The 25,317-nt window shown below is 69.8% G+C and carries 25 protein-coding genes; 15 read left to right on the plus strand and 10 right to left on the minus strand.

The window, feature by feature from the left end; translation table 11 throughout:
• Positions 1-9: 9 nt before the first annotated feature.
• The gene (gene glgA / locus EIP75_RS13105) at positions 10-1,500 is read left to right on the plus strand and encodes a glycogen synthase GlgA (protein WP_125243724.1); all 1,491 of its coding nucleotides are present in this window, start codon (positions 10-12) and stop codon (positions 1,498-1,500) included.
• A 383-nt stretch (positions 1,501-1,883) separates the two neighbouring features.
• Here the strand turns inward: glgA and EIP75_RS13110 are convergent, their stop codons facing one another.
• A complete protein-coding gene (locus EIP75_RS13110) occupies positions 1,884-3,278 on the minus strand; it encodes an aminotransferase-like domain-containing protein (RefSeq protein ID WP_125243725.1) in 1,395 nt (464 codons plus the stop codon).
• A 331-nt stretch (positions 3,279-3,609) separates the two neighbouring features.
• Here EIP75_RS13110 and EIP75_RS13115 point away from each other — a divergent pair, with 331 nt between their 5' ends.
• The 8 genes from EIP75_RS13115 to EIP75_RS13150 all read left to right on the plus strand — a co-directional run bounded on the left by EIP75_RS13115 (position 3,610) and on the right by EIP75_RS13150 (position 10,846).
• The gene (locus EIP75_RS13115) at positions 3,610-4,092 is read left to right on the plus strand and encodes an MSMEG_0572/Sll0783 family nitrogen starvation response protein (protein WP_125243726.1); all 483 of its coding nucleotides are present in this window, start codon (positions 3,610-3,612) and stop codon (positions 4,090-4,092) included.
• A gap of 28 nt (positions 4,093-4,120) precedes the next feature.
• Positions 4,121-5,155, plus strand: coding sequence for a Nit6803 family nitrilase (locus EIP75_RS13120; protein WP_125243727.1), 1,035 nt, complete (start codon positions 4,121-4,123; stop codon positions 5,153-5,155).
• Positions 5,156-5,192: 37 nt separating this feature from the next.
• A complete protein-coding gene (locus EIP75_RS13125) occupies positions 5,193-6,263 on the plus strand; it encodes an MSMEG_0568 family radical SAM protein (protein WP_125243824.1) in 1,071 nt (356 codons plus the stop codon).
• A gap of 12 nt (positions 6,264-6,275) precedes the next feature.
• Positions 6,276-6,872, plus strand: a complete 597-nt coding sequence (locus EIP75_RS13130; RefSeq protein ID WP_125243728.1) for an MSMEG_0567/Sll0786 family nitrogen starvation N-acetyltransferase — start codon at positions 6,276-6,278, stop codon at positions 6,870-6,872.
• Entirely contained in the window at positions 6,869-7,921 is a 1,053-nt protein-coding gene (locus EIP75_RS13135) for a sll0787 family AIR synthase-like protein (RefSeq protein ID WP_125243729.1), read from the plus strand. The genes EIP75_RS13130 and EIP75_RS13135 overlap by 4 nt, the downstream gene beginning before the upstream one ends.
• Positions 7,918-9,210 (plus strand): MSMEG_0565 family glycosyltransferase, encoded by a 1,293-nt coding sequence (locus tag EIP75_RS13140; RefSeq protein WP_125243730.1) that lies wholly within the window; start codon positions 7,918-7,920, stop codon positions 9,208-9,210. Before EIP75_RS13135 ends, EIP75_RS13140 begins: the two co-directional genes overlap by 4 nt.
• Entirely contained in the window at positions 9,203-9,490 is a 288-nt protein-coding gene (locus EIP75_RS13145; RefSeq protein WP_125243731.1) for an MSMEG_0570 family nitrogen starvation response protein, read from the plus strand. The genes EIP75_RS13140 and EIP75_RS13145 overlap by 8 nt, the downstream gene beginning before the upstream one ends.
• A 63-nt stretch (positions 9,491-9,553) precedes the next feature.
• Positions 9,554-10,846: an MSMEG_0569 family flavin-dependent oxidoreductase gene (locus EIP75_RS13150; protein WP_125243732.1), complete on the plus strand. Its 1,293-nt coding sequence runs from the start codon at positions 9,554-9,556 to the stop codon at positions 10,844-10,846.
• Here the strand turns inward: EIP75_RS13150 and EIP75_RS13155 are convergent, their stop codons facing one another.
• Positions 10,847-11,758 carry a LysR family transcriptional regulator gene (locus EIP75_RS13155; RefSeq protein WP_125243733.1) on the minus strand — a complete coding sequence of 304 codons (912 nt, stop codon included), beginning with the start codon at positions 11,756-11,758 and terminating at the stop codon, positions 10,847-10,849. It abuts the gene before it with no gap.
• A gap of 134 nt (positions 11,759-11,892) precedes the next feature.
• On the opposite strand from EIP75_RS13155, the gene EIP75_RS13160 reads away from it, so the two are divergent.
• Genes EIP75_RS13160 through EIP75_RS13170 form a run of 3 tightly spaced genes read left to right on the plus strand, consistent with a single transcriptional unit; the run spans position 11,893 to position 14,685 of the window.
• Complete coding sequence (locus EIP75_RS13160; RefSeq protein WP_125243734.1) at positions 11,893-12,537, plus strand: NAD(P)-dependent oxidoreductase; 645 nt, start codon at positions 11,893-11,895, stop codon at positions 12,535-12,537.
• Between the two features lie 43 nt (positions 12,538-12,580).
• Entirely contained in the window at positions 12,581-13,396 is an 816-nt protein-coding gene (locus EIP75_RS13165) for a c-type cytochrome (protein ID WP_125243735.1), read from the plus strand.
• Positions 13,393-14,685: a cytochrome c gene (locus EIP75_RS13170; protein WP_125243736.1), complete on the plus strand. Its 1,293-nt coding sequence runs from the start codon at positions 13,393-13,395 to the stop codon at positions 14,683-14,685. The genes EIP75_RS13165 and EIP75_RS13170 overlap by 4 nt, the downstream gene beginning before the upstream one ends.
• Positions 14,686-14,711: 26 nt before the next feature.
• On the opposite strand, the gene EIP75_RS13175 is transcribed toward EIP75_RS13170, so the two are convergent.
• Together EIP75_RS13175 and EIP75_RS13180 are read right to left on the minus strand one after the other, a co-directional pair.
• Complete coding sequence (locus EIP75_RS13175) at positions 14,712-15,500, minus strand: bestrophin-like domain (RefSeq protein WP_125243737.1); 789 nt, start codon at positions 15,498-15,500, stop codon at positions 14,712-14,714.
• Positions 15,501-15,541: 41 nt separating this feature from the next.
• Positions 15,542-16,750: a methyltransferase gene (locus tag EIP75_RS13180; RefSeq protein ID WP_125243738.1), complete on the minus strand. Its 1,209-nt coding sequence runs from the start codon at positions 16,748-16,750 to the stop codon at positions 15,542-15,544.
• A 205-nt stretch (positions 16,751-16,955) separates the two neighbouring features.
• Between EIP75_RS13180 and EIP75_RS13185 the strand changes: the two genes are divergently transcribed.
• From EIP75_RS13185 to EIP75_RS13195, 3 genes are all read left to right on the plus strand, one after another.
• Positions 16,956-17,690: a PEP-CTERM sorting domain-containing protein gene (locus tag EIP75_RS13185; protein ID WP_125243739.1), complete on the plus strand. Its 735-nt coding sequence runs from the start codon at positions 16,956-16,958 to the stop codon at positions 17,688-17,690.
• Positions 17,691-17,823: 133 nt separating this feature from the next.
• Complete coding sequence (locus EIP75_RS13190) at positions 17,824-18,342, plus strand: hypothetical protein (protein WP_125243740.1); 519 nt, start codon at positions 17,824-17,826, stop codon at positions 18,340-18,342.
• Positions 18,342-18,974, plus strand: coding sequence for a glutathione S-transferase family protein (locus EIP75_RS13195; protein ID WP_420797168.1), 633 nt, complete (start codon positions 18,342-18,344; stop codon positions 18,972-18,974). The genes EIP75_RS13190 and EIP75_RS13195 overlap by 1 nt, the downstream gene beginning before the upstream one ends.
• Positions 18,975-19,093: 119 nt before the next feature.
• On the opposite strand, the gene EIP75_RS13200 is transcribed toward EIP75_RS13195, so the two are convergent.
• The 6 genes from EIP75_RS13200 to EIP75_RS13225 form a co-directional block, all read right to left on the minus strand.
• Positions 19,094-19,534 (minus strand): HU family DNA-binding protein, encoded by a 441-nt coding sequence (locus EIP75_RS13200; protein WP_125243741.1) that lies wholly within the window; start codon positions 19,532-19,534, stop codon positions 19,094-19,096.
• 176 nt (positions 19,535-19,710) lie between these two features.
• Positions 19,711-20,868 (minus strand): DUF748 domain-containing protein, encoded by a 1,158-nt coding sequence (locus tag EIP75_RS13205; protein ID WP_125243742.1) that lies wholly within the window; start codon positions 20,866-20,868, stop codon positions 19,711-19,713.
• Entirely contained in the window at positions 20,865-21,389 is a 525-nt protein-coding gene (locus tag EIP75_RS13210) for a carboxypeptidase-like regulatory domain-containing protein (RefSeq protein WP_125243743.1), read from the minus strand. Before EIP75_RS13210 ends, EIP75_RS13205 begins: the two co-directional genes overlap by 4 nt.
• 150 nt (positions 21,390-21,539) lie before the next feature.
• Positions 21,540-23,072: a DegQ family serine endoprotease gene (locus EIP75_RS13215; protein WP_125243744.1), complete on the minus strand. Its 1,533-nt coding sequence runs from the start codon at positions 23,070-23,072 to the stop codon at positions 21,540-21,542.
• An 84-nt stretch (positions 23,073-23,156) separates the two neighbouring features.
• A complete protein-coding gene (locus EIP75_RS13220) occupies positions 23,157-24,518 on the minus strand; it encodes an ATP-binding protein (RefSeq protein ID WP_125243745.1) in 1,362 nt (453 codons plus the stop codon).
• Entirely contained in the window at positions 24,515-25,195 is a 681-nt protein-coding gene (locus tag EIP75_RS13225; protein ID WP_125243746.1) for a response regulator transcription factor, read from the minus strand. The genes EIP75_RS13220 and EIP75_RS13225 overlap by 4 nt, the downstream gene beginning before the upstream one ends.
• Positions 25,196-25,317: the final 122 nt, after the last annotated feature.

The following is a 25,317-nucleotide window of genomic DNA, read 5'->3' on the forward strand; positions in this document are numbered from 1 at the left end:
GATGAACCGATGAAAACACTCAAGGTCCTGTTCGTCACACCGGAATGCGCGCCCTGGGTCAAGACCGGGGGGCTGGGCGAGGTCAGCGCCGACCTGCCCAAGGCCCTGCGTGCGCTGGGCCTGGATGCCCAGGTGCTGATGCCGGCGTATGCCTCGGTGCTGCTGGCCGCGGGCGAGGTGATGCCGATGGCCGAGTTGCCCGCCGCGCATGGCTTGCCGGCCGCGCGCCTGTTGCGGGCGCACCTGCCCAGTGGTGTGCCGGCCTTGCTCATCGATGCGCCGGGCTTGTACCGCCGCGATGGCGGCCCGTATGGCGATCCGAGCGGGCGCGATCATGAGGACAATGCCGTGCGCTTCGGTCTGCTGTCGCACGTGGCGGCCCGCCTGGCCCGGGCCGACAGCCCATTGCCTTGGCAGCCCGACGTGCTGCATTGCAATGATTGGCCCACCGCCTTGGCACCGGCCTACCTGGCCCACGGCCCGAGCACGGAGGGCGGGCCAGTGGCACGTGCCGCCACCGTGATGGGCCTGCACAACATGGCATTCCAGGGGCTGTTCCCGCTGCACCTGGCGGGGCAGCTGGGCCTGCCCGATCACCTGTTGCACATGGAAGGCGTCGAGTTCTGGGGGCAACTGTCCTTCCTCAAGGCCGGCATCCAGTTCGCCGACCATGTGGTCACCGTCAGTCCCACCTACGCACGCGAGATCCTGAGCGAGCCCCTGGGATGTGGGCTGAGCGGTGTGCTGGGCAACCGGCGAGAGGCGCTGTCGGGCATCCTCAACGGCATCGACACCACGGTGTGGAACCCGGCCACCGACCGCCACTTGAAGCAGCCCTACGACGCCGAATCCTTGGCGCGCAAGGCCGACAACAAGCGCGCCCTGCAGCAGCGCATGGGCCTGCCGGAGGATCCGGACGCCTTCGTGATGGGCATGATCAGCCGCCTGACCGACCAGAAGGGTGTGGACCTGGTGATCGAGGCGCTGCCCGAGTTGCTCAAAGGCCGCGTGCAGGTGGTGGCGCTGGGGGCCGGCACGCCCGCGCTCGAGACGGCCTGGCGCGAAGCCACGCATGTGTGGCCAGAGCAGGTGGCGGCCTTCGTCGGCTTCGATGAGTCACTGGCTCACCAGATCGAGGCAGGGGCCGATGTGTTCCTGATGCCGTCTCGCTTCGAGCCCTGCGGGCTGAACCAGATGTACAGCCAGCGTTATGGCACACCGCCGATCGTGCATGCGACGGGTGGCCTGGCCGATGCGGTGCTGGATGCGGTGAGCGAGCCTGGGCAGCCGAGCGTGTCCACGGGGTTCAAGATGAACGAGCCGACGGTGGCGGAGTTGCTGCGGGCGGTGGGGCGTGCGCGTGATCTGTACGCTGATGCAGGCAGCTGGCGTGCGGTGTGTCTGAACGGGATGGCGCGGGATGTGAGCTGGCAGGGCAGTGCGGCTGCTTATGCTGATCTGTATGCGGAGTTGGTGGGGCGGCGTGCGGTGGCGTGCTGATGTGGCAATCCCGATGGATTAGCGCTTTGTCGGTGCAGCGCGGGGCACGGGATGTGGTGGCAGCCGTCCGGCCTTCAATGTTGGCGGTCCCGCCTTCGGCGTGACTGCTCTGCTCGTACGGGACAGGTGGCTGCGCAACTCGGCCCTGCGGGGCCTCAAACATGCTCGCCATCCCCTCGCTTCGCGAGGGGCAGACCTGTCCTTCCCTGCGCGCCTTCGACGCCAACAAGGCGCCCGGCCGCCTGCCCCCACATCCCTTTTTGTGCCCCGCTGGTGGCGTGCGCAGAGGCGCGATTCGGCGGCTCAGCACCCGCCCCGCGCCGCCACGACAAAGCGCCAACCCGTCGCAGGCAAAGAACAAGCATTGACCCACCGCTGAACAGCTACATCACCGCCGCATGCACCTGCTCGGGATGCGCCAACGTGTCCGCCACCACCCGCAGGCTCTGCTCGCACTGCGCCAGGCTCAAGGGCCCACCCAGACACAAGCGCACCGCCTTGGGCGGCACCGCCTGCGTGCTGAAGGCCGCGCCCGCCACCGCCGCCACCCCGCGTGAGCGCCAGAACGCCGCCGCCTCGTTGGCGCTCAAGGTCTCTGGCAAGGGCAGCCAGGCGTGGAAGCACTCGGGCTGTGTCAGCACGGGCCAGCCGTGCAGGTGCTTGTCCAGCAACGCCTGCCGCGCGATGGACTCGCGGCGGATGGCCTGGACCATCGCGCTGGCCGTGCCATCGTCGATCCAGCGCGTGGCCAGCGACACCGTCAAGGGCGAGGCCATCACCGTCATCGCCCGCAAGGCCCCCGCCAGGCGCTGCGTGGCCTGCGGCGTGGGCGCGTGCACATAGGCCACGCGCAGCCCGGCGCCCAGGCACTTGGCGAAACCGGTGACGTAGTAGCTCAGCTCCGGTGCCAGCCGCGCCAGCGATGTCGGCGCGCGCTGGGGCAGCGCCGCATAGGCGTCGTCCTCGATGATCGGCACGCTGTAGCGCAGCGCCACATCGGCCAGGGCCTCGCGCCGCGCTTCGCTCACCGTCACCGTGGTGGGGTTGAGCATGGTGGGGTTGCAGTAGAAGGCCTTGGGCTTGACCGTCTTGCAGGCCTCCTCGAAGGCCTCGGCGCTGGGGCCTTCATCGTCCAGCGGCAGGGCATGCAGCTGGATGCCCAGCTGGTTGGCCAGGGCCTTGATGCCCGGGTAGGTCAGGGCCTCGACGCACAGGGTCTCGCCCGGCCGGGCCAGCATCGACATCACCGCGCCCAGCACGCTGTGGATGCCGGGGCCCACCAGCACGCGCTCGGGCGCCACGGGCAGGCTCATCAGGGGCGACAGCCAGCGTGCGGCGGCGTCGCGGTCGGCATGCAGGCCGCCAAAATCTTGGTAGCGCAGCTGTTCATACAGGCGCGATGGCTGCATCACGGCACGCCAGCCCTCGGCCAGGCGCTCCAGCAGGGCCGGGTCGTTGGGCTCGGGCGGCAGGTTCATCGTCATCTCGGCCGCGCTGCCACCGCGCAGGGGCAGCGTGGGCGCCGGACCGCGCACGAAGCTGCCGCGCCCCGGGGTGGCTTCGATCTGGCCGCGCCGACGCGCCTCCGACAGGGCGCGGGCCACCGTCGTGTAGTTCAGGTCCAGCTGGGCGGCCAGTTCGCGCAGCGGGGGCAGCCGGTCGCCGGGGCTCAGCCGGCCACTGCGCAGATCTTCGGCCAGCAGGTCGGGGATCAGGAGGTAGGCGGGCTTGTCGCTGTCGCGCAGGCGCTGGGCCCAGTGGCGGGTGATGGAGTTCATGCAGCCATTGATTGCATGAAGCATGCCGATTGATCGCATGACAGATGCACTCAATGGTGGCATTCGTCGAACGCATGCCCCAGCGTGGACCGTGGATGGGCCGGGCCTTGATCGCATTTGGTGCGTGCATCCATCGGTCATGGGTACAGCGCTGGCATGGGCTCCATGCGGCTCCAGATCGCCCCTCGATCAAGACAGCGCCTCGCCCATGAAATACCGCATTGATCGCATCTTGATTGCACTTGTGAAGCGCTTGATGGCATGGCGTGTGCACGAAGGACACCAGCGCGCGCATCCCCTTTCCAACCCACCTCAACTGCTGGAGCACACCATGCCTGCTGTCACCAAAGCCCCCAATCAGATCGGCGAACACCTGGTCGATTACGAAGAGAAGGTCTTCGAAGATGTGAAAGCCGAGAAGGGCGAGAAAGCCCTGGTCACCTTCCACACCGTGGCCTTCGAGGGCTCGATCGGCTTCGTCAACCTGCTGCAGGCCACGCGCCTGCAGCGCAAGGGCTTCGAGACCTCGATCCTGCTGTACGGCCCCGGCGTCACGCTGGGTGTCAAGCGGGGCTTTCCCACGCTGGGCGACGAGGCTTTTCCCGGCCACCAGAACTTCAACAAGCAGATCGCCAAGTTCATCGAAGAAGGCGGCAAGGTCTACGCCTGCCGCTTCGCGCTGCAGGCCCTGTACGGCCACGGCGAAGGCTCGCTGATCGAAGGCATCAGGCCCATCAACCCGCTGGACGTGCTGGACATCATCCTGCTGCACCGCAAGTCCAACGCCTTCATCCTGGACACCTGGACGCTCTGAGCCCAGGCGCCACCGCGAGGTCATCTTCATGAACACACGCATCATCAAGGCGGCGGCTGTGCAGATCTCGCCCGTGCTGGGCGAGGCCGAGGGCACGCTGCACAAGGTCTGCGAAGCCATCGATCAGGCGGCCCGCCAGGGCGCGCAGATCGTGGTCTTCCCCGAGACCTTCGTGCCTTACTACCCCTACTTCTCGTTCATCCGACCGCCCGTGGCCTCGGGCCCCGAGCACATGAAGCTGTACGAGCACGCGGTGGTGGTGCCCGGCCCCGTGACCGACGCGGTGGCGCAGCAGGCCCGTGCCCACGGCATCGTCGTGGTGCTGGGCGTCAACGAGCGCGACCACGGCACGATCTACAACACGCAGTTGGTCTTCGATGCCGACGGCACCCTGGTGCTCAAGCGCCGCAAGATCACGCCCACTTTCCACGAGCGCATGGTGTGGGGGCAGGGCGATGGCAGCGGGCTGAAGGTGGTGGACACGGCGGTGGGGCGCGTGGGTGCGCTGGCCTGCTGGGAGCACTACAACCCGCTGGCGCGCTACGCGCTGATGGCCGCGCATGAAGAGATCCACTGCGCGCAGTTCCCCGGTTCGCTGGTGGGCCCCATCTTCGCCGACCAGATGGAGGTGACGATCCGCCATCACGCGCTCGAGTCAGGCTGCTTCGTCATCAACAGCACGGGCTGGCTGACGGATGCGCAGATCCAGTCGCTCACGCCGGAGGCCGGCCTGCAGAAGGCGCTGCGCGGCGGCTGTTGCACGGCCATCGTCTCGCCCGAGGGCGTGCACCTGGCCCCGCCCTTGAAGGAGGGAGAGGGCATGGTGATCGCCAACCTGGACATGAGCCTGATCACCAAGCGCAAACGCATGATGGACTCGGTGGGCCACTACGCGCGGCCCGAGCTGCTGAGCCTGGTGATGGACGACCGCGCGGCGGTGCCGGTGCGTTCGTCCACCCCTGCAGGGCCCGCCGCTGATGTGGTGCCGTCCGCACCGTTGCCCCAACCTTTCGGGAGTTCCAGCCATGAGCCTGAGCGAAGCCCTCTTGCCCGCGTTGCCTGACGAGGTGGCCGCGCCCGCGGCCGACACCCGGCGCCTGATGACCGAGCTGCAATCGCGCGGCCTGCGCCTGGTCGATCCCGGCGCCGGCCTGGCCAGCCGCCGTGGCGGTGCCGGCCCGTCGGACCACAAGGCCGTCACCATCGATGGCGTCACCGTGATGGTGCCCGTGCACACGGCCCCGGCCTGGGATTCGCCGTTCGTGGCCGATGCCCCAGGGGCGGACGGCACCAGCGTGCTGCGCCACGCCAGCATCCCCATTGCGCGCATCGAATTTCCGAAGACGCCGCGCTTCTATGCCCGGCAGACGGCCGATGGGATCCCCTACTCGCACATCGCCACGCTGCACGGCCGCGACGTGCTGGCCACCACGGTGCTGCAGACCTGCATCCGCTACGACAGCCGCCGCAAGACCTGCCAGTTCTGCTCGATCGGCCAGTCGCTGGCGGCCGGCCGCACCATCGCCCGCAAGACGCCTCAGCAGCTGGCCGAGGTGGCCCGTGCCGCGGTCGAGCTCGATGGCGTCAGGCACATGGTGCTGACCACTGGCACGCCGCCCACGCCCGACCGCGGCGCGGCCATCCTGACCGACAGCGCCCGTGCCATCAAGGCCGCGGTCGACCTGCCCATCCAGGCCCAGTGCGAGCCGCCGGATGACGACGCCTGGTTCATGCGGATGCGCGAGGCCGGTGTCGACACCCTGGGCATGCACCTGGAGGCCGTCACACCCGAGGTGCGCCAGCGCATCATGCCGGGCAAGGCCAGCGTGCCCCTGTCGCGCTACTTCAGCGCCTTCGAGGCCTCCGTCAAGGTGTTCGGCCGCGGCCAGGTCAGCACCTACATCCTGGCCGGCCTGGGCGACACGCGCGAAGCCATCCTGGACATGGGCCAGCGCCTGCTGGACATGGGCGTCTACCCCTTCGTCGTGCCCTTCGTGCCCATCAGCGGCACGCCGCTGGAAGGCCATCCTGCACCGGCGCCGGAGTTCATGCGTTCGGTGCTGGCGCCGCTGGGCGCCATGGTGGCCGAGGCCGGCCTGCGCTCGTCGGACATCAAGGCCGGCTGCGGCAAGTGCGGCGCCTGCTCGTCGCTGTCGATGTTCGAGGCCTGACCAGGAGCCGCCATGGACACCTTGCTCGACACGCCCACCCCGCGGCTCTGGCAGCCCGCCGACTGGTGCGAGCTGCCGCCAGCCTTCGCGCCCACGGCCTTTCGCGTCAAGCAGGCCACGCAGGCCTGGGAGCGGCGCGAGGCCCATGCCCTGCGGCGCGCCGTGTTCTGCGTCGAGCAGGGGGTGTTCATGGGCGATGACCGCGATGCCATCGATGAACACGCCACCTTGCTGGTGGCTTGTGCCTGCGTGGCCGGCGAGACCGACCAGGTGGTGGGCACGGTGCGCATCCACCAGGCCGATCCGGGCGTGTGGTGGGGCTCGCGCCTGGCCGTGCACCCGTCCTTCAGGCAGCATGGCCGGCTGGGCGCCACCTTGATCCGCCTGGCCGTGGGCATCGCGCATGCGCGGGGTGCACAGCAGTTCTGGGCCCATGTGCAGGGCCAGAACGTGCCGCTGTTCCAGCATCTTCACTGGCGGCTGGACCGCGAGCTGGTGCTGCATGGCCGTCCACATGGCCTGATGCAGGCCAGCCTGCCGCACTACCCGCCGTGCACGCGGCCCGAATGGGGTTACCTGACCCTGTCCCGCGCGGAGGTGCGTCCATGAGCGCCTTCGACCTCAACGAGCTCGTGGTGGCCCTGCGCGCCAGCAAGGGCTTCGAGCACAAGCGCGACATCGCCGATGCGGTGGGCGTGCTGGCCCGCGCCCTGCCTGGCGGCCTGGCCGACACCACGCTGGCCGAGCGCGACGGCGTGCTGCTGGGCGACGACTGTGCCGCCATCCCCGATGGCGATGGCGGCCACCTGCTGCTGGCCATCGAAGGCCTGATGGAGGACTTCGTGGCCCGCATGCCCTGGTTCGCGGGCTACAGCGGCGTCATGGTCAACCTGAGCGACATCGCCGCCATGGGCGGCCGACCCATCGCCGTGGTGGATGCGTTGTGGAGCGATGGGGCAGGCCAGGCCGAGCCTGTGCTGCAGGGCATGGCCGCGGCCTCTGCCGCTTATGGCGTGCCCATCGTCGGCGGGCACAGCAACCACCGTGCGCCGCGCGGCCAACTGGCCGTGGCGGTGCTGGGCCGCGCGCAGCGACTGCTGTCAAGCTTCGCTGCACGCCCAGGCGAGCAGCTGCTGATGGCCGTGGACCTGCGGGGCCGCTGGGAAGAGCCCTATCCCTTCTGGAACGCCTCCACCACCGCCCCGGCCGAGCGCTTGCGCGCAGACCTGGCCCTGCTGCCCGAGCTGGCCGAAGCCGGCCTGTGCCGCGCCGCCAAGGACATCAGCATGGCCGGCTGCCTGGGCACCGCCTTGATGCTGCTGGAATGTTCCGGCGTGGGCGCGGCGATCGACGTGGACCGCATCCCCTGCCCGCCGGGCTTCGGCCCGCGCGACGCCTGCCATGCGCATGCGCTGCGCTGGCTCACGGCCTTTCCCAGCTACGGCTACCTGCTGTCGGTGGCGCCCCAGGATGTGGCCGAGGTGCGTGGCCGCTTCCAGACGCGCGGCATCACCTGCGAATCCATTGGCGAGATCAAGGCGCAGCCCCAGTGCTGGCTGCACGACGCGCAGGGGGGGCAGGCCCTGTTGTGGGACCTGGACGCCCATGCCTTCATCGGGGCCCGTGCCGGCGCCCCGGTAGCGCAGGAGGCCGCATGAGCCTGCACATCGCCCTGCTGATGCACTCGCTGAACCCGCGCGGTGGCGTCGTGCACACGCTGGCCCTGGCCGATGGCTTGTGCGAGCGCGGCCACCAGGTCACCGTGATCGCGCCGGCCGCGCCGGGGCAGCGCCTGTTCCGCGACACACGGGCCACGTTGAGCCTGGCGCCGCTCGGCACGGCGGACCATGAAGCCTCTCTCACCAGTGAGACCGGTGCATCGAGCCGGTCGCCGCTGGCAGCGCAGGTCGCCCTCCGCATCGATGCCGTCGCCCACCACCTGCGGCACATGCCCCATCTGGGCCGATTCGACGTGCTGCACTCGCAGGACAGCATCACCGCCAACGCGCTGGCGCAGTTGCGCGCCGAAGGGCGCATCGCCGGCTTCACCCGCACCGTGCACCACCTGGACACCTTCGACGACCCGCTGCTGAGCGCCTGGCAGGCCCGCGGGGTGAACGATGCGACGCGCCTGCTGTGCGTGAGCCCGCTGTGGCAAGGGGTGCTGCGTGAGCAGTGGCAGCGCGAGGCCGGCCTGGTGCCCAATGGCGTGGACACCCGGCGCTTCACGCCTGCCCACGCCGATCTGGCCCAGGCACGGCATGATGCCCAGGTGCTGCACGGCCTGGGGCTCGATCCCCACGAGACCTGCCCCTTGTGGTTGAGCGTCGGCGGCATCGAAGAGCGCAAGAACCCCGAGCGCCTGCTGCGCGCATTCGCGGCGGTGCAGGGCGGTGGTCATCCCGACAACCATCCCGATGCCCGCCTGGTCATCGCCGGTGGCGCCAGCCTGCTGGACCACGGCGCCTACGGCCGGTGTTTCCACGCCACCCTGCAATCGCTGCCCGAGGCCACGCGGGCCCGCGTGCACCTCACCGGCCCGCTGCCGGATGTGGCCTTGCCCGCCCTGTACCGCCGCGCGACGGCGCTGGCGATGCCGTCGCTGCGCGAAGGCTTCGGCCTGGTCGTGCTCGAGGCCCTGGCCTGTGGCACGCCGGCCATCGTCTCGCACATCCGCCCGTTCACCGATCACCTGGCCCCGCACGAGGCCCTGTGGGCCGACCCGCTCAGCGTGGCCGATCTGGCCCAGGCCCTGAGGCAGAGCCTGCTGCCCGCGGTGCGTGCGCCCATCCAGGCCGCCGCGCCGGCGGTGTGCGCGCGCTTCGCCTGGTCGCGCAGCGCAGAGCTGCACGAGGCGCACTACCGCACGCCATCGGCAGGGGCCCCCGCCCGCCGTCCGTCGATTCCGACAAGCCCATCCCCTTCTCAGGAGCCCCTCCATGCCTGAAATGCTCTTCCAGGTGCGCTGGCCCGATGGCAGCGACAGCACCTGCTATTCACCCTCGCTGGTCGTGCAGGACTACCTCACGCCTGGCGGCGACTACCCGCTCGACGATTTCCTGAACCGCACCCGCGAGGCGCTGGAGATCGCGTCAGAGCGGGTGCGAGCCAAGTACGGTTTCGCCTGCTCACGCGCCATGGACCAGTGGGCCGAGATCGACGAGACCGCGACCCGTTTCAAGAGCCAGCCCGATGCCCGCGTGCGGGTGATCGCCTTCCAGGGCTGAGCAGCACCGCATCACGCCTGCCCCTTGTTTTCACCACGCTTTGCACCCAGCGAGGACACCGCCATGAACGCTTCCACCTCTCCCTTCGTCCCAGATCACCACGAAGTCGTCATCATCGGCGGCGGCCAGGCCGGCCTGTCGATGAGCCACTACCTGCAGAAGATCGGCGCCCGCCATGTGGTGTTCGAGAAGCACGCCGCGCTGCACAGCTGGCGCACCCAGCGCTGGGACAGCTTCTGCCTGGTCACGCCCAACTGGCAATGCAATCTGCCCGGCCACCCCTATGCAGGCGACGACCCGCATGGCTTCATGAAGAAGGACCAGATCAACGACTACCTGGCTGGCTTCAGGCGACAGGTGAACGCCCCGCTGCGTGAAGGCGTGGCGGTGCGCAGGGTGGTGCCGCGCCCACAGGGCGGCTACGAGGTGCACACCGCGCAAGGTGAGCAGGTGTCCATGTGCACCGCCGACCAGGTGGTCGTGGCCTCGGGCGGCTACCACGTGCCCATCATCCCGCGCCTGGCCGAGCGCCTGCCTGCGGGCATCGTGCAGGTCCATTCCGAGCAGTACCGCAACCCGCAGTCGCTGCCCGATGGCGCCGTGCTGGTGGTGGGCTCGGGCCAGTCTGGATCGCAGATCGCCGAAGACCTTCACCTGGCCGGCCGCCAGGTGCACCTGGCCGTGGGCGATGCACCGCGCTGTGCACGCTTCTACCGGGGCCGCGACGTGGTCGACTGGCTGGCCGACATGAACTACTACGACATGCCCGTGCACCAGCACCCGCTGCGCGAGGGCGTGCGCGACAACACCAACCACTATGTCACCGGCCGCGATGGTGGGCGCGACATCGACCTGCGCAAGTTCGCGCTGGAAGGCATGCAGCTGCATGGCCTGCTGGCCGGCCTGGACGATGGCGTGATGCAGTTCGAACCGGGCCTGTCAGCCGCACTGGACCGTGCCGACCAGGTCTACAACGGCATCAACGCCAGCATCGACAAGCACATCGCTGCGCAGGGCATCGAGGCGCCGCCGCCTTCGGTGTACGAGCCGGTGTGGCAGCCCGATGGCGAGCAGCTCACCCTGGATCTGCGGGCCGCCGGCATCACGGCCGTGGTGTGGTGCATCGGCTTTCGGCCCGATTTCGAATGGCTGGACGCGCCGGTGTTCAATGGCCGCGGCCAGCCCGTGCACACGCGGGGCGTGACGCAGCACAAGGGCCTGTACTTCCTGGGCCTGCCCTGGCAGTACACCTGGGGTTCTGGCCGCTTCTCGGGGGTGTCGCGTGATGCCGCCTTCCTGGCCGAGCGCATCGATGCGCTGCGCGAGCTGTGTCCACCGCTGTCCATGGCGGCCTGATCAGACCGCCTTGCCCAGCCAGTCGCGGTAGAACTCGACGAAGGCCCGCACGCGCGCGGGCGGGGCCTGCCGGCCGGGTGGGTAGACCGCGTGGATCCCGCCAAAGGGCGCCTGCCAGTCAGGCAGCACACGCACCAGGCGGCGCTCGCGCAGGGCCTTGGCCGCGCCGAACTGCTCCGTCACCGACAAGCCCATGCCGTGTTCGAGCAGGGCCATCAGCGCGGCCCCCGAGTCGACGCGCAGCCGGCTGTTCATGCGCACGGTCTGCGCTTCGCGACGTGCGTGCGTGAAGGTCCAGGTGAGGGGCGAGGGCAGCAGGCTCAGCGCCACCCAGTCGTGCTCGGCCAGGTCGCTGGGCTGCCTGGGCGTGCCGCGCCGGTGCAGGTAATCCGGGCTGGCCAGCACCCATTGTTCGAAGCCCCCGAGCTTGAGCGCACGCTGGGTGGAATCGCGCAGCCAGCCCACCCGGATGGACAGGTCCAGTCCTTCGCGCACCAGGTCCACGCGCTGGTCGGTGGCGCGCAGGTCCACGTGCAGGGCGGGGTGCAGCACCGCGAAGCGCGCCAGGGCCGGTGCCAGCGATTGCGAGGCATGGTCCACCGGCGCGGTGATGCGCAGGGTGCCGCCCAGCGGCCCGTCGTCACGCCCCAGGTGCGCCACCGTGTCCTGGACCGAGCGCAGGGGCGGGATGCACTCGCCATACACGCGCTGGCCCAGCTCGGTCAGCGCCAGCCGGCGCGTGGTGCGCGTGAGCAGGGCGCCACCCAGTTGCGCTTCCAGTTCGCGCAGCACCAGGCTCACGCGCGCCTTGGTCTGCCCCAGCCTGTCGGCCGCGGCGGTGAAGCTGCCGGCCTCCACCACGGCGGCGAAGACCAGCAGGTGGTTCAGGTTGAGGGCGTCCAGGGCAGCCATGCTCAATTGTCAATCATTTGAAAACAATGAATTGTCCATCGGGCCATTTATCGAATCAATCCAACAGCGCAAGATCCGTCCATCACAACCCGCGTCTCATCAGCAGCCGCAACCGAACCCGAAGGACATCCATCATGAAGATCGCGATCATTGGCGCCACTGGCTTCATCGGCTCCCACCTGCTGGCCGAGGCCGCTTCGCGCGGCCACACCATCACCGCCTTCGTCTCGCGCCCCGAGCGCGTGGCCACCACGGCCCAGGTCAGCGCCCAGGGCGTGGACGTGACCGACACCGGCGCCCTCACCGAGGCCTTGAAGGGCCAGGGCTTCGAGGCCGTGGTCTCGGCCTTCAGCGGCCATGCGCAGGCCGACACGCTGGACTACTACCTCAAGGGCTTCAAGAGCATCCTGGCTGCGGTCAAGGCCGCCGGCGTACCCCGACTGCTGGTGGTGGGTGGCGCGGCCACCCTGGAAGTGGCGCCCGGCAAGATCCTGCTGGACAGCCCCGATTTCCCGGCCGAATGGAAGGGCACGGCCGAAGGTGCCCGCCAGGCGTTGGGCCTGCTGCGCGACGAGCCCACGCTGGACTGGACCTTCCTGAGCCCCTCGGCCATGATCGAGCCCGGCCAGCGCACCGGCCAGTTCCGCCTGGGCGGTGATCAGTTGCTGGTCGATGCCCAGGGCAAGAGCCACATCTCGCTGCAGGACTACGCGGTGGCCCTGATCGACGAACTCGACAAGCCCGCCCACTCGCGCCAGCGCTTCACCGTGGGCTACTGAGCCCGATCAAGGGGGCAAAAAAAGTCATGCACCTCACCGGTGCATGACCGACAATCGTTCGATGCAAGGACGTCGAACGCGCGCGGCCCTGGCCAGCGTTGCCGGGGCACTGGCCCTGTGGTGTGCCCCGGCATGGCCGGCCGCGCCGGCTGTGGTGCCTGCGCCTGCCGCCCCCGCCCTGCCTGGGCTGCCGACCATGCCGACCATGCAGGACAGCATTGCCCAGCGCGTGGACGCCTGCACCACCTGCCATGGCGCCGACGGCCGGGCCGGGCCCGATGGCTACTACCCTCGCCTGGCGGGCAAGCCGGCCGGCTACCTGGCCAACCAACTGCTCAATTTCCGCGACGGGCGACGCGGCTATGCGCCCATGGTCTACCTGCTGGACCACCTCAGCGATGACTACCTGCGCGAGATCGCCGGCTACTTCGCCTCCCTCGACCTGCCCTACCCGGCTCCCGCGCGTCCGGCCGAAAGCCCGGCGGTGTTCGCGCACGGCCAGCGGCTGGTCACGCAGGGCGATCCGGCGCGCGGCATCCCCGCCTGCGTGCAGTGCCATGGCCAGAGCCTGACCGGCGTGGCCCCCTCGATCCCCGGCCTGCTGGGCCTGCCGCGGCACTACCTGGCGGGGCAGATCGGCGCCTGGCACAACGGTCGGCGGCGCGCGCAGGCGCCCGACTGTATGGCCGACATCGCGCGGCGCCTGTCGCCCGATGACGTCGGGGCCGTGGCCTCGTGGCTGGCCAGCCAGCCCTGGCCGGTGGGCGGCAAGCCCGCCGCCGCTCTGCCGCATGCCTTGCCCATGCCCTGCGGCGGCGTGCCCAAGGCCGTGGCGCCCGCTGCCGGGAGCGCGCCATGAGCCGCCTGGCCTTGCACCGCCGCCTGGGCACCACCATGGTGAGCGGCGCCCTCGTCATCGCGGCGGTGGCCGCGGTGTGGGCCTTGAACCGCCTGGACGAGACCCGCGTGTCTGTCGAGGATGGGCCCAGCCCCACCACCCAGGCGCAGGTCGCGCGGGGGGCCTATCTGGCCCGCGCCGGCAACTGCGCCACCTGCCACACCGAGCGCGGTGGCCAGCCCTATGCCGGCGGCCGGGCCCTGGCCACGCCCTTCGGCACCGTCTACAGCAGCAACCTCACGCCCGATGACGAGACGGGGTTGGGCCGCTGGTCGGCCGAGGCCTTCTGGCGCGCCATGCACAACGGCCGCTCGCGCGATGGACGCCTGCTCTACCCGGTCTTCCCGTATCCCAACTACACGCAGGTGACGCGGGCCGATGCCGATGCCCTGTATGCCTACCTGCGCAGCCTGCCGCCGGCGAAGGCGCCCAACCGCGCCCACGAACTGGCCTTTCCCTTCAGCACCCAGCCGGCGCTGGCGGTGTGGCGTGCGCTGTACTTCCGCCCGGGCGTGCACCGCGACGATCCGGTCCAGTCGGCCGAGTGGAACCGGGGCGCCTACCTGGTGCGTGGCCTGGGCCACTGCGCCGCCTGCCACGAGGCGCGCAACCTGCTCGGGGCCTCTCAGGGCCTGGAGCTGGCCGGTGGGCTGATGCCGCTGCAGAACTGGTACGCGCCTTCGCTGCGTGATCCGCACGAAGCCGGCGTGGCCAACTGGTCGGCGCCGGACATCGTCGCATTGCTGCGCACCGGGGTCTCGCCGCAGGGTGGGGTGCTGGGCCCGATGGCCGATGTGGTCTACCGCAGCACGCAGCACCTGAGCGAGCCGGACCTGCAGGCCATGGCCATCTTCCTGAAAAGCCTGCCGCCGCCCGCACCCCGCGACGATGTGCCGCTGCGCGCCACCGAGGCCCGGCTGGCCCAGGGCGCGGCCCTGTACGAGCGCCACTGCGCCACCTGCCATGGCACCCGCGGCGAAGGCGTGCCAGGTGTCTACCCCCTGCTGGCCGGCAACCGCGCGGTGCGCATGGCCGAGCCGGCCAACGTGATCCGCGTCATCGCGAAGGGCGGTTTCCTGCCGGCGACCCAGGGCAACCCCCGGCCCTTCGGCATGCCGCCTTTCGCGCACCTGCTGTCCGACGACGAGATCGCCGCGGTGGCCAGCTATGTGCGCGACAGCTGGGGCAACCGCGCCGGCGTGGTCGAGCCGCAGGTGGTCAGCCGGCTGCGCGCCGGCAGCGAGGACTGAAGCGCCCCAGGCCCCGGCCTTCAGGCTCAGTGCGGCTGCATGCCCTGCAGCGTGTCGCGCAGCAGCTGGTCGCTGCCGTCGACCCGGATCAGGCCCTGGCGCGGCACCTCGATGTCCATGGTCACGTAGACCGTGGCCGTCACGATGAGCGCGAAGGCCACGATGTGCAGCCGGGGACGGCGCGGCCCGCTGGCCATGGCGTGGCCGGCCAGCATCGAGGCCACCAGGGCCAGCACGAACAGCATGCCGTAGATGACGCGCGGCGGGTGCGTGTGTGACGCGGCCAGCCGCGTCGTGGTGATGTCGAACATGTCGTTGAGCGGCGGCAGTACCACGCCCGCCAGCACGGGGGTGCCCGCTTGTGCGATGGCGCTGGTGGCGCCCTGCCAGATCGCGGTCTGCAGGCGCTGGCTTTCGCTGAACGCCCGCGCCACGGCGGCCTTGTCGCCGATGCTGGCATAGGTGTCCAGCCGGGCCTGCACGTACTGCCGCATCAGCGTCTTCAGCACCGCCTGGCGCTCTGCCGGCAAGAGGTCCAGGCGCAGGTAGGCGGTGCCGATGGCATTGGCCTCTTGCGTGATCAGTTCGCGCCGGTGGTCGAAGCGGTCGGTGGCGCCGGAGAAGGCAAAGGCCAGCAACAGGCCGAACAGCGCGAACACCGCGCCTTCGACCGCACCGGTGCCGGCTTCGGCTGGGGCCGCCTGGCCCGTGCCGGCCTGCTTGCGCCGGCCGATGCGCCATCCGGCCTCGAGGCTCAGCAGCATGCCGATGAACAGGGCGATGGAGAACAACAGGGGGTCGAAGGGCAGGTCCATGCCGCGCAGGTTAGCAGCGCCGCGGCCCCGGCTGAAGCCTGTCAGGCCGGGGTGGCGCCCAGGCGCCACAGCGAGGTGATCTCGGCAGCACGTGCCGCATGCAGCGGGTCGTCCGGGTCGGTGGCCTTGGGATGGCGCGGGCGGATGTCCAGGCGTTCGATCACCCGCAGGCCGCCGGCCTCGATCCAGCCCAGCAGTTCGGCACGTGTGCGCAGGCCCAGGTGCTCGGCCAGGTCGGAAATCACCAGCCAGCCTTCACCGCCGGGCGTGAGGTGGTCGCGCAGGCTGGCCAGGAAGCCGCGCAGCATGCGGCTGTCCGGGTCGTACACGGCCTGCTCGATGGCCGACACCGGCTTGGCCGGCACCCAGGGCGGGTTGCATACCACCAGGGGGGCCTCTCCCGGTGGGAACAGATCCGCCTGCAGCAGCTCGACCTGTGCCAGCAGGCCCAGGCGCTGCAGGTTGTCCTGCGCGCAGGCCAGTGCGCGCGGCGACAGGTCGGTGGCCACCACGCGGCGCACGCCCCGCCTGGCCAGCACGGCGGCCAGCACCGCGCTGCCCGTGCCGATGTCGAAAGCCAGCTCGGTGGACGGCAGGGGCGCGCTGGCCACCAGGTCCACATACTCACCCCGCACGGGCGAGAACACGCCATGGTGTGCATGGATGCGGCCCCCCAAGGCCGGGATCTCCACGCCCTTCTTGCGCCATTCGTGTGCGCCGATCAAGCCCAGCAGTTCACGCAGCGAGGCCACGTAGGGCGCATCGGCCGGACCATAGGCCTCCAGGCAGGCTTGCTGGACATCCGGGGCGCGCCGCAAGGGCACGGTGTGATCAGCCTCGAAGGGCAGCACCAGCATGCCCAGGATGCGTGCGCGGTGGCCTTGCTGTTGGCGGTGCTTGTGAAAGGCTTCGCGGGCCGCCTCCGGCGTGGGGGGCTGAGGTTTGCCCGCAGCCCCCGGCTGGCCCTTCGGGGCCTTGCCGCCCCTGCCCCTGGATGACGCACCGGCGCGCTGGGCCTGCTGGTCCAGCCGTCGCCCGAGGGCCTGCAACAGGTGGCGTGCGTTCTGGAAGTCGCCCTGCCACAGCAGCGCCGTGCCTTCGCACGCGAGCTTGTAGGCAGTGTCCGCGGGCAGGCGATCATCGGCCAGCATCACCTTGCGGGGGGCGGGCTGCCCCCCTTCGGCGCGCCAGCGCGCCTCTCGCAGGGTGCCGTCGGCATCGGTCCAGTGGATCAGGGCAGGGTTGTTCATGGGCCCGGGCAGTGTAGCGGCCTGCTCCTGCGCCGGGGATTTGGGCGCTCGCCCTGGGGTTCCCGGACGCCATGGGCCGATCGGCATCCCCCAGGCGCGGGGGGCGAGGCCGAGATCGTTCCCACGGGCGCATTCGCTTGCATTAATGTATGTATCCGAGAGTTACTAACCGGTTCGCTGTGTGGCGGGCCACAGGAGTCCGAGAATGAAGAACATCGTCGCTGGTGCCCTGGGCGCACTCACCGTGCTGGCCGCGCCGCTGGCCTCCGCCGAGAACCTGTTTTTCACCAACAGCAATGTGGTGAACCTGCCGGTGGACCGCAGCAATGGCACGGCCTCGTCGGCCAATGCCTGCGTCAAGGATGGCGTGTGCAGCGAATCGCTGAGCTTCAACACCGCCAGCGCCGGCGTGCTGACCGTCACCGCGGCAGACAAGGGCGGCTCGCACCACGACTCGGCCCTGGTTTACCAGAGCAAGGACAAGAACGCCGGCCTGGGCGTGGTGTCGGGCTATGAAAAGAAGGGCTCGTTCGTCATCGACGATGGCAACTATTCGCTCGATTCCAAGACGGAAACCTTGACCCTGAGCTTCGGCGCCTCGGTCTCGCTGGCCGCGCTGTACTTCTTCCCCGATGACCGCTCGACCCACGCGGCCACGCACGAACTGGACAAGTTCGACGGCTTCACGCTGTCGATCGATGGCGGCAAGGCCGTGGAATATTCCTTCGGCACCCTGGGTGGCCAGGGCGTGAGCTTCGCCACCCCGCTGATCGGCACCACGTTCACGCTGGGCTATGCCAAGTCCCTGTCCGCTGAAGACTACTACCTGGCTGGCGCGGCCTTCACGCCCACCACGCCGGTGCCCGAAGCCGGCACCTTCGGCCTGATGGCGCTGGGCCTGGGCGCGGTGGCCCTGGCCGCGCGTCGCCGCCGCGCCTGATCAGTCCGGGAATTTCCTGCACCCCGAAGGCGGCCGAAAGGCCGCTTTCTGCATTCAAGGGGTTCTTCCGAGCTTCACGGGCCATCCGGCCGCGTCACAATCGCGCTGTTGTGGGGTGACCGTGGGAATCGAGATGACGCATCGTGAATGGCTGGCTGCCCTGTTGCTTGTGTCGGGTCATGGCATGGTCAGTGCCGCTGGCATTCCTGGGTCGATGGACGAGGCATGGCGCCCGGGTGGCGATGTGCCTCCCGCCTTGGCGGCCAGTCCCGACGAGCCTCCCAGTGCCCAGGCCGTGGCTGCCTACCTGGCCGAGGTGTTGATGCCCGGCCAGTTGGCCCGGCGCACCCCCACCGGCTACGCCATGCTCGACAAGGGCAGCCGTGTCACGCACAGCATCGACGTGGCTCTGACCAGCCACCAGTGCTGGAAGATCAAGGATGGCTACCAGTGCCGCAGCAAGGTCCGCACCACCACCACGATGCCAGCCAATGGCCGTCTGCGTTCGACCTTGGTGGAGATCGACAACGACTACCAATGGCGCGGCGGCCGCCTGTTCAGCGCCCGACTGGAGGCGATGCGCCCCCAGACCCTGGCCCGCGATGACACTGCCCCGGGCACCCCGACGGACCGAACGCTCCCGCGCCCCTGATGATGGACACCCTCTACTTCGCGCCGGGCACCTGTTCCCTGGCCGTGCACATCGCCCTGGAAGAAGTGGGCGCGCCGTTCCAGGCTGTGCGTGTCGATCTGGCCCACGGCCAGCAACGCGGCGCCGATTACCTGGCGCTCAACCCCAAGGGCCGCGTGCCCCTGCTGCTCACCGCACAAGGCCCGCTCACCGAGACGCCGGCCCTGTTGCTGTACGTCGCACAGCGCTTTCCGCAGGCAGGCCTGGCGCCGCTTGACGATGCCTTCACGCTGGCGCGCATACAGGCCTTCAACAGCTACCTGTGCTCGACCGTGCATGTGGCGCATGCCCATGGCAAACGCGGCTCGCGCTGGGTGGACGCCGACGACACCGCCGCCATCGAAGCCATGCGCCGCAAGGTCCCGCACAGCTATGGCGAATGCTTCGAGCTGATCGAGCGTGAGCTGCTGCAAGGGCCCTGGGTGATGGGCGAGCACTACACCATCGCCGACCCGTATCTGTTCACGCTGGCCGGCTGGCTGGAGAGCGATGGGGTCGATCCTTCGCACTTGCCCAAGGTGCTGGCGCACCGGCAGCGCATGGCCGAGCGGCCTGCCGTGCAGAGGGCGCTGGCGCGCGTGCAATTGGGTTGAACCGGGGCCGTGCCCGGCGCGGGCAACAAAAAGCCCGCGCGGCGCATCCGTCGATGCGGCGGCGGGCTGGTGCGATCCAGCGGCGCGCGGCTCAACAGAGGCCTGCGCGCCGATGACGATCACTTCTTCTTGGCGGCGGCCTTCTTGGCAGCAGGCTTGGCGGCGGGCTTGGCAGCCTTGACCACGGGCTTGGCGGCCTTCACAGCGGCCTTCACGGGCTTGGCAGCCTTGGCGGCCTTGGCCGGCTTGGCGGCGGGTGCCTTGGCAGCCTTGCGGGCAGCAGCCTTGGCATCCACGGCGGCCTTGAAGGTGGCGCCAGGAGTGAACTTGGGCAGCTTGGCAGCGGCGATCTTGATCTTGGCGCCGGTGCTGGGGTTCACGCCGTTGCGGGCAGCGCGGGCGTGCAGCTTGAAGGAACCGAAGCCGGGGATGGTCACGGCGTCGCCCTTCTTGACTTGGGCAACGATGGTGTCCAGCAGCGTTTCCAGGACGCGGCCTGCTTCAGCCTTGGACAGGGAGTGCTTCTCAGCCAGGCGTTCGATGAGATCGGTCTTGTTCATGAAGAAAGATGATGGTTGATGGAGGGAGCCCGCATCGCGGGCCGCGGTGCCCGTTTGACGGGGCGCCCTATTGTGAGGGCAGATTGACGTGATTTTGCGCTGCCGGTGGTGCGCCGGGCCCTCAGAAGCCCCATTTCATCGGCCCTGCCGGCCCATGCGTTGCGCACAGGCCCTGTTCAACGGCCAAAAAGCCCCTTGATCACGCTGCCCACGCCTTCGGCAATGCCCGTCAGGCTCACGCCCAAGGCCTCTGCCAGGCCCGCCGCGGTGCGCACGGCCAGCTGCTCGTTGAGCGAGAACGAAGGGTCGTCGATCCGGCCCTCGAGCGTGAACTTCATGTCGATGCGGCCGTGTTCGCTCATCGCGGCCAGCACGGCCCGGCGAGGCACGCCGGCGATGGTGTCCAGCACGCCACGCCCGGTGCCCAGCTCCAGGCCGATCAGCCTCATGCGGCCGGGCGCGTGCAGGCGCTGGTCCTGCACGGTGGCGTCCAGCTGCATGTCCAGCGTGCCCTGCCTGACACCGCCCTCATTGAGCTTGAGCAGGTAGGGCCGCAGCGCGATCAGGTCCACGCCCTGCAGCCGGGTGCTGATCTTCGCGTCGCGGGTGGCGGGCGTGAGCTCACCGTTGATGGTGATGCCGCCGTTGCGCCGCGGGCCTTGCAGTTGCGCACGCAGGTCGATGCGCATGGCTTGCGTGAGCGCAGGCAACACGATCGGACCGAGCTCGGCGTTCAGCTGTTCAAACTGGATGCGGTGTGGCGGGCGCTGGACGCTGGCATCGAAGAAGCCTGCCTTCACGTTCTGCAGCAGCACCTGCTCGATGTGGATGTCCGGCATGTCCGGGCTGACCGGGGTGAGGCCGGATGCCGCAGACGATGCGGGCGGTGCGGCCATGGCCACGCGTAACAGGCCATCGGCAAAGGCCGATGTCTGCTGGCGTTCGTTGCCAGCCTTCTCCAGCCAGGCGGGCAGCACACGCAACTGGCCCTGGCGTGTGCGCAGTATGGACACGTAGGCGTCATCGATGGTCAGCCGCCGCACACGCCACTGGCCACGCAGTGTGCTGCGCAGATCGGGGATCACATGGATGCGCTTGGCATGCAGTTCTTCTTCGGCTGGCCAGCCGGGGGCAGAGGCGCGCACGCGCAGATCGTGCAACTCCAGCGCGCGCCAGCTCAGGTCCATCTCACCCACCGTGGCATGAGGCCCCAGGGCCTCGAGGATGCCGGATTGGAGCCGGTGCAGCGCCAGTTGGTAGGCACCGATCGCGATCAGTGCCAATGCTGCCGGGACTCCGGCGGCCCACCACCACCAACGGGGCGGCCTACTCATTCAGCGGCCTGGCCGTGGCCGCCGGGCGGCCAGCTGATCAGCAGGCGCAGCGGACGGTCCTTCTCGATGGTCACGGGCTTGCTCTGGGCCTGGCCCTCGAGCGTGGCCTGCACGGTGTACTGTCCCGGCTCAAGGCGCGCGAGCAGGAAGGGCCCTTCGGCCTTGGTGTGCAGCACCTCCTGGCCGGAAGCGTTGCGCACCACCACATCCACATCGGCTGCGAACTGGGCACGGCCCTGCGGCACGCGCACGGCGAACTCCAGGGCCAGTGGCCAGTGGCGCGCTTCGGCCTTGATCATCTCGGATTCGTCCTTGCCGACACCACCTGTCAGGTACTTGACCTTGCCGCTGGTGCGCACCGCGGGCAGTTGCGCCATGGAGGCCGGGGTGGAGGCGGGGTTCGCGCTGTCAGCTGCTGCGGTGGCGGTTTGTGCCGGGGCAGGGCCGCTGGCCAGCACGGCAGCCAGCGTGGCGCCGCACATGGCGGCACTCAAGGTGTTCGAAGTGTGGGTCTTGTTCATGTCATGGTCTCCTTCTCTGCGGGGCATGGACATGATGGAGGATGGACTGCGCTGGCGTGCGGCCGGCCGGCGCAAGTCCCTGGGCGGGGCAGGGATCGGCAGAGCGAGGCGACCTGCGCCCGGCCGATGGGTCCCTGCCTGTTCCAGGCTTTAACCGAGGCGCACCGGCACGAAGATCTTCTGGCCATCGCGCTGGATCAGCAGCGCCACAGACTTGCTGGACTTGCCGATCAGTTCGCGCACCTGCTCCACCGATTTCACCGGCGTGCCGTTCACGGCCACCAGCACGTCGCCCGCCTGCAGGCCGGCTGTCGCGGCGGGGCCGCCGGTGTCCTGGATCAGCAGGCCGCCGTCCACGCCGGCTTCGCGCTTCTCGTCGGGCTGCAGCGGCCGCAGGGCCAGGCCCAGCTTGCCCTGCTCGGCGCCGTCATCGGCCTTGGCCACCTGGGCGGCCTTGTCGCTGGCATCGCCCAGGCGCGCGTTCAAGGTCTGCTGCCTGCCTTCGCGCCACACCTCCATCGTGATCTGGCTGCCCGGGCTGGCCTGCCCGATCAGCGCGGGCAGGTCGCCCGAGGCCACGATGGGCTGGCCATCGACCTTGCGGATCACATCGCCCGCCTTCAGGCCCGCCTTGTCGGCCGGGCCGCCCTTCTCGACGCTGGACACCAGCGCGCCTTCGGGCTTGTCCAGCTTGAAGGAGTCGGCGAAGGCCTGGTTGACCTCCTGGATGACCACGCCCAGGCGCGCATGGCTGGCCTTGCCGGTCTTGAGGATCTGGTCGCGCACCTTGGTGGCCACCTCGATGGGGATGGCGAAGGACACGCCCTGGTAGCCGCCCGTGCGGCTGTAGATCTGCGCATTGATACCGACCACCTCGCCGCGTGCATTGAACAGCGGGCCGCCCGAGTTGCCGGGGTTCACGGCCACGTCGGTCTGGATGAAGGGCACGTAGCTGTCGTCCGGCAGCGAGCGGCCCTTGGCACTGACCACGCCGGCCGTCACGGTGTTCTCGAAGCCGAAGGGCGAGCCGATGGCCAGCACCCATTCGCCCACCTTCAGATCGCGCGTGTTGCCCAGCGGCAGGTAGGGCAGGTCCTTGGCGTCGATCTTGATCACGGCCACATCGGTCTTGGGATCCGTGCCGATCACCTTGGCCTTGAACTCGCGGCGGTCGGTGAGCTTGACGGTCACGTCCTTGGCGTCCTTCACCACGTGGGCATTGGTCAGGATCACGCCGTCGCTGCTGACGATGAAGCCCGAGCCCTGGCCACGCATCGGGGTTTCGCTGGGGCCTTGCTGCTGCGGGATGCCGCCGAAACGCTTGAAGAACTGGAACACCGGATCGTCCGGGTCCATGCCCTGGAAGGGCGAGCCATTGCCCGAGGTCTTGGTGGTGCCTGTCACGCTGATGTTGACCACGCCCGGGCCCCGCTGATCGGTGATGCGGGAAAAATCGGGCAGGGTGACGGTGGCCGGGGTGGTGGCCGCAGCGGTGGAGGGCGTGGGGTTCAGCGGCGCCGCTGTGCCGTTCGGGCCGGTGGCGCTGGCGTTGGCCACGGTCTGCGCGCGGTCCTGCAGCAGGGCGTGCGAGGTGATGGCGCCTGCGCCTGCAGCACCCACCAGGGCGGCCGCGGCCAGCGCGATGAGGGACTTCTTGCGGGAGGTGAACTTGTCGGTGGGCATGGAGGCTCCTGTGACCGTGAGGCATGCGGAGTGCATGCGATGGGAACACTGTCGGAGACCTGCCTTAGCCCTTCCTTAAGACCATCAAGGCAAGGGTGCCGTGGGGATGGGGGCGCTTTCCGGCAGGCGCAGGGCCACGCGCAGGCCGCCCAGGCGCTGCGAGCGTTCCAGCGACAGCGGGGCGCCATGCAGCTCGGCCACGGCCTTGACGATGGCCAGGCCCAGGCCGCTGCCGGTGCTCGGCGTGCCGGGCACCCGGTAGAAGCGGTCGAGCACGCGCTGCTGGTCGGCCTCGGGGATGCCCGGGCCGCTGTCCTCCACGCTCAGCACCGCAGATGTGCCGTCGCGGCGCACGGCCAGGTCGACGGTGCCGCCTTCGGGGGTGTACTTGAGCGCGTTGTCCAGCAGGTTGCGCACCAGGATGCGCAGGGCCTCGCGATGGCCCTGCACGGCCACTTCGTCGGCCTGCACCAGGCCCAAATCGATGTGGCGGGCCTGGGCCGTGGGCACGGCCTCGGCCAGTTCCAGCCGGGCGATGTCGGCCAGCGACAGCAGCTCAGCCGGTGCGCTGGCGCCATCGCTGGCCTGCTGCCGCGCCAGGATCAGCAACTGGTCGACCAAGCGCGTGGCGCGGTCGATGCCGCCCATCAGGCGTGTCACGGCGATCGTGCGAGCCTCATCGTCAGGCGCGCGCTGCAGGCCCTGCACCTGCAGCCGGAGAGCGGCCAGCGGCGAGCGCAGCTCATGCGCGGCATCGGCCACAAAGCTCTTTTGCGCCTCGAAGGCGCGGCGCACGCGGCCGAACAGCAGGTTGGTCTCGCGCACCAGGGGCTGGATCTCGTCGGGCACGCCCTGTTCGTCGAGCTCGCTGAGCTCGTCGGGCTGGCGCAGCGCCACTTGGCGACGCACGCGGGCCACCGGCGCGAGCGAGGCCCCCACGGCCCACCACACGATGAGCAGCAGCACCGGGCCCATCACCGCGGTGGGCACCACGGCGCGCAAGGCCAGGCCACCGGCCATGCGGCGGCGCACGGTCAGGTCCTGCGCCACCTGGATCACGTGGGTGGCCGAGGCCAGCGAATAGACGCGGTAGGTGGCCCCGTTGGCGCGCATGTCGGCAAAGCCCAGGATCACGCGGGTGGGCAGCGGCACGCGCAGGTTGGATCGGAACACCAGCAGGCCGCCCGTGGTCCACACCTGCACGGCGAACTCCTCGCCGGGGCGGGCCTCGCCAGGGCCGTCCATGGGCACGGTCACGGTCACGGGCAGGCCCGAGCGCAGCGACATGGCCATCTGCTGCATGTGGTAGTCGAAGATCTGGTCGGCCTCGGCCAGGGCCGACCGGTAGGCCAGCGCGCCTTGAATCAGGGCCGCCAGCGAGATGGCCGCGATCAGCAGCCACAGCAGGCGGGCCCGAAGGGAGTGGGCACCAGGCAGCCTGATCATGTGGCGGGGCCTTCCTTGCCTTCCTTGGGCACGCAGTAGCCCAGGCCGCGCACGGTCTGGATCAGCTCGGCGCCCAGCTTCTTGCGCAGGCCATGGATGTAGACCTCCACGGCATTGCTGCTGATCTCGTCCTTCCAGCCGTAGAGCTTTTCCTCGAGCTGCGCGCGCGACAGCACCATGCCGGGCCGGGCGATCAGCGGCTCCAGCACCGACCACTCGCGTGCCGACAACTGCACGGGCTCGCCCTTGACCGAGGCCTCGCGCGTGGCCGGGTTCAGGCTGACGGGGCCGTGTTCGTAGACCGGCTCGGCCCGACCGGCGGCACGGCGCACCAGGGCGCGGATGCGGGCCAGCAGCTCGTCGAGGTCATAAGGTTTGAGCACGTAGTCGTCGGCACCCGCGTCCAGGCCGGCGATGCGGTCGGCCACGGCATCGCGCGCGGTGGCCACGAGCACGGGGGTGCGGTCCTTGCGGGCCCGCATCGCACGCAGCACCTCCAGGCCGTCGCGGCGGGGCAGGCCCAGGTCCAGCAGGACAAGGTCGTAGCCCTGCGCGCGCAGGGCGGTGTCGGCCATGTCGCCATCGCGCACCCAGTCCACGGCATGGCGCTCCGCGCGAAGCAGGTCGAGCAGGGCTTCGCCGATCATGGTGTCGTCTTCGACCAGCAGCAGGCGCATGAGGGCAGCAGGTGTTCCAGTGGGAGGGGCGCCAGCTTAGCGCAGTGGCCCGGNCATGAGGGCAGCAGGTGTTCCAGTGGGAGGGGCGCCAGCTTAGCGCAGTGGCCCGGGGCTGGTGGCGC

This window comes from Aquabacterium soli (genome assembly GCF_003933735.1).
Lineage (GTDB): Bacteria > Pseudomonadota > Gammaproteobacteria > Burkholderiales > Burkholderiaceae_C > Aquabacterium > Aquabacterium soli.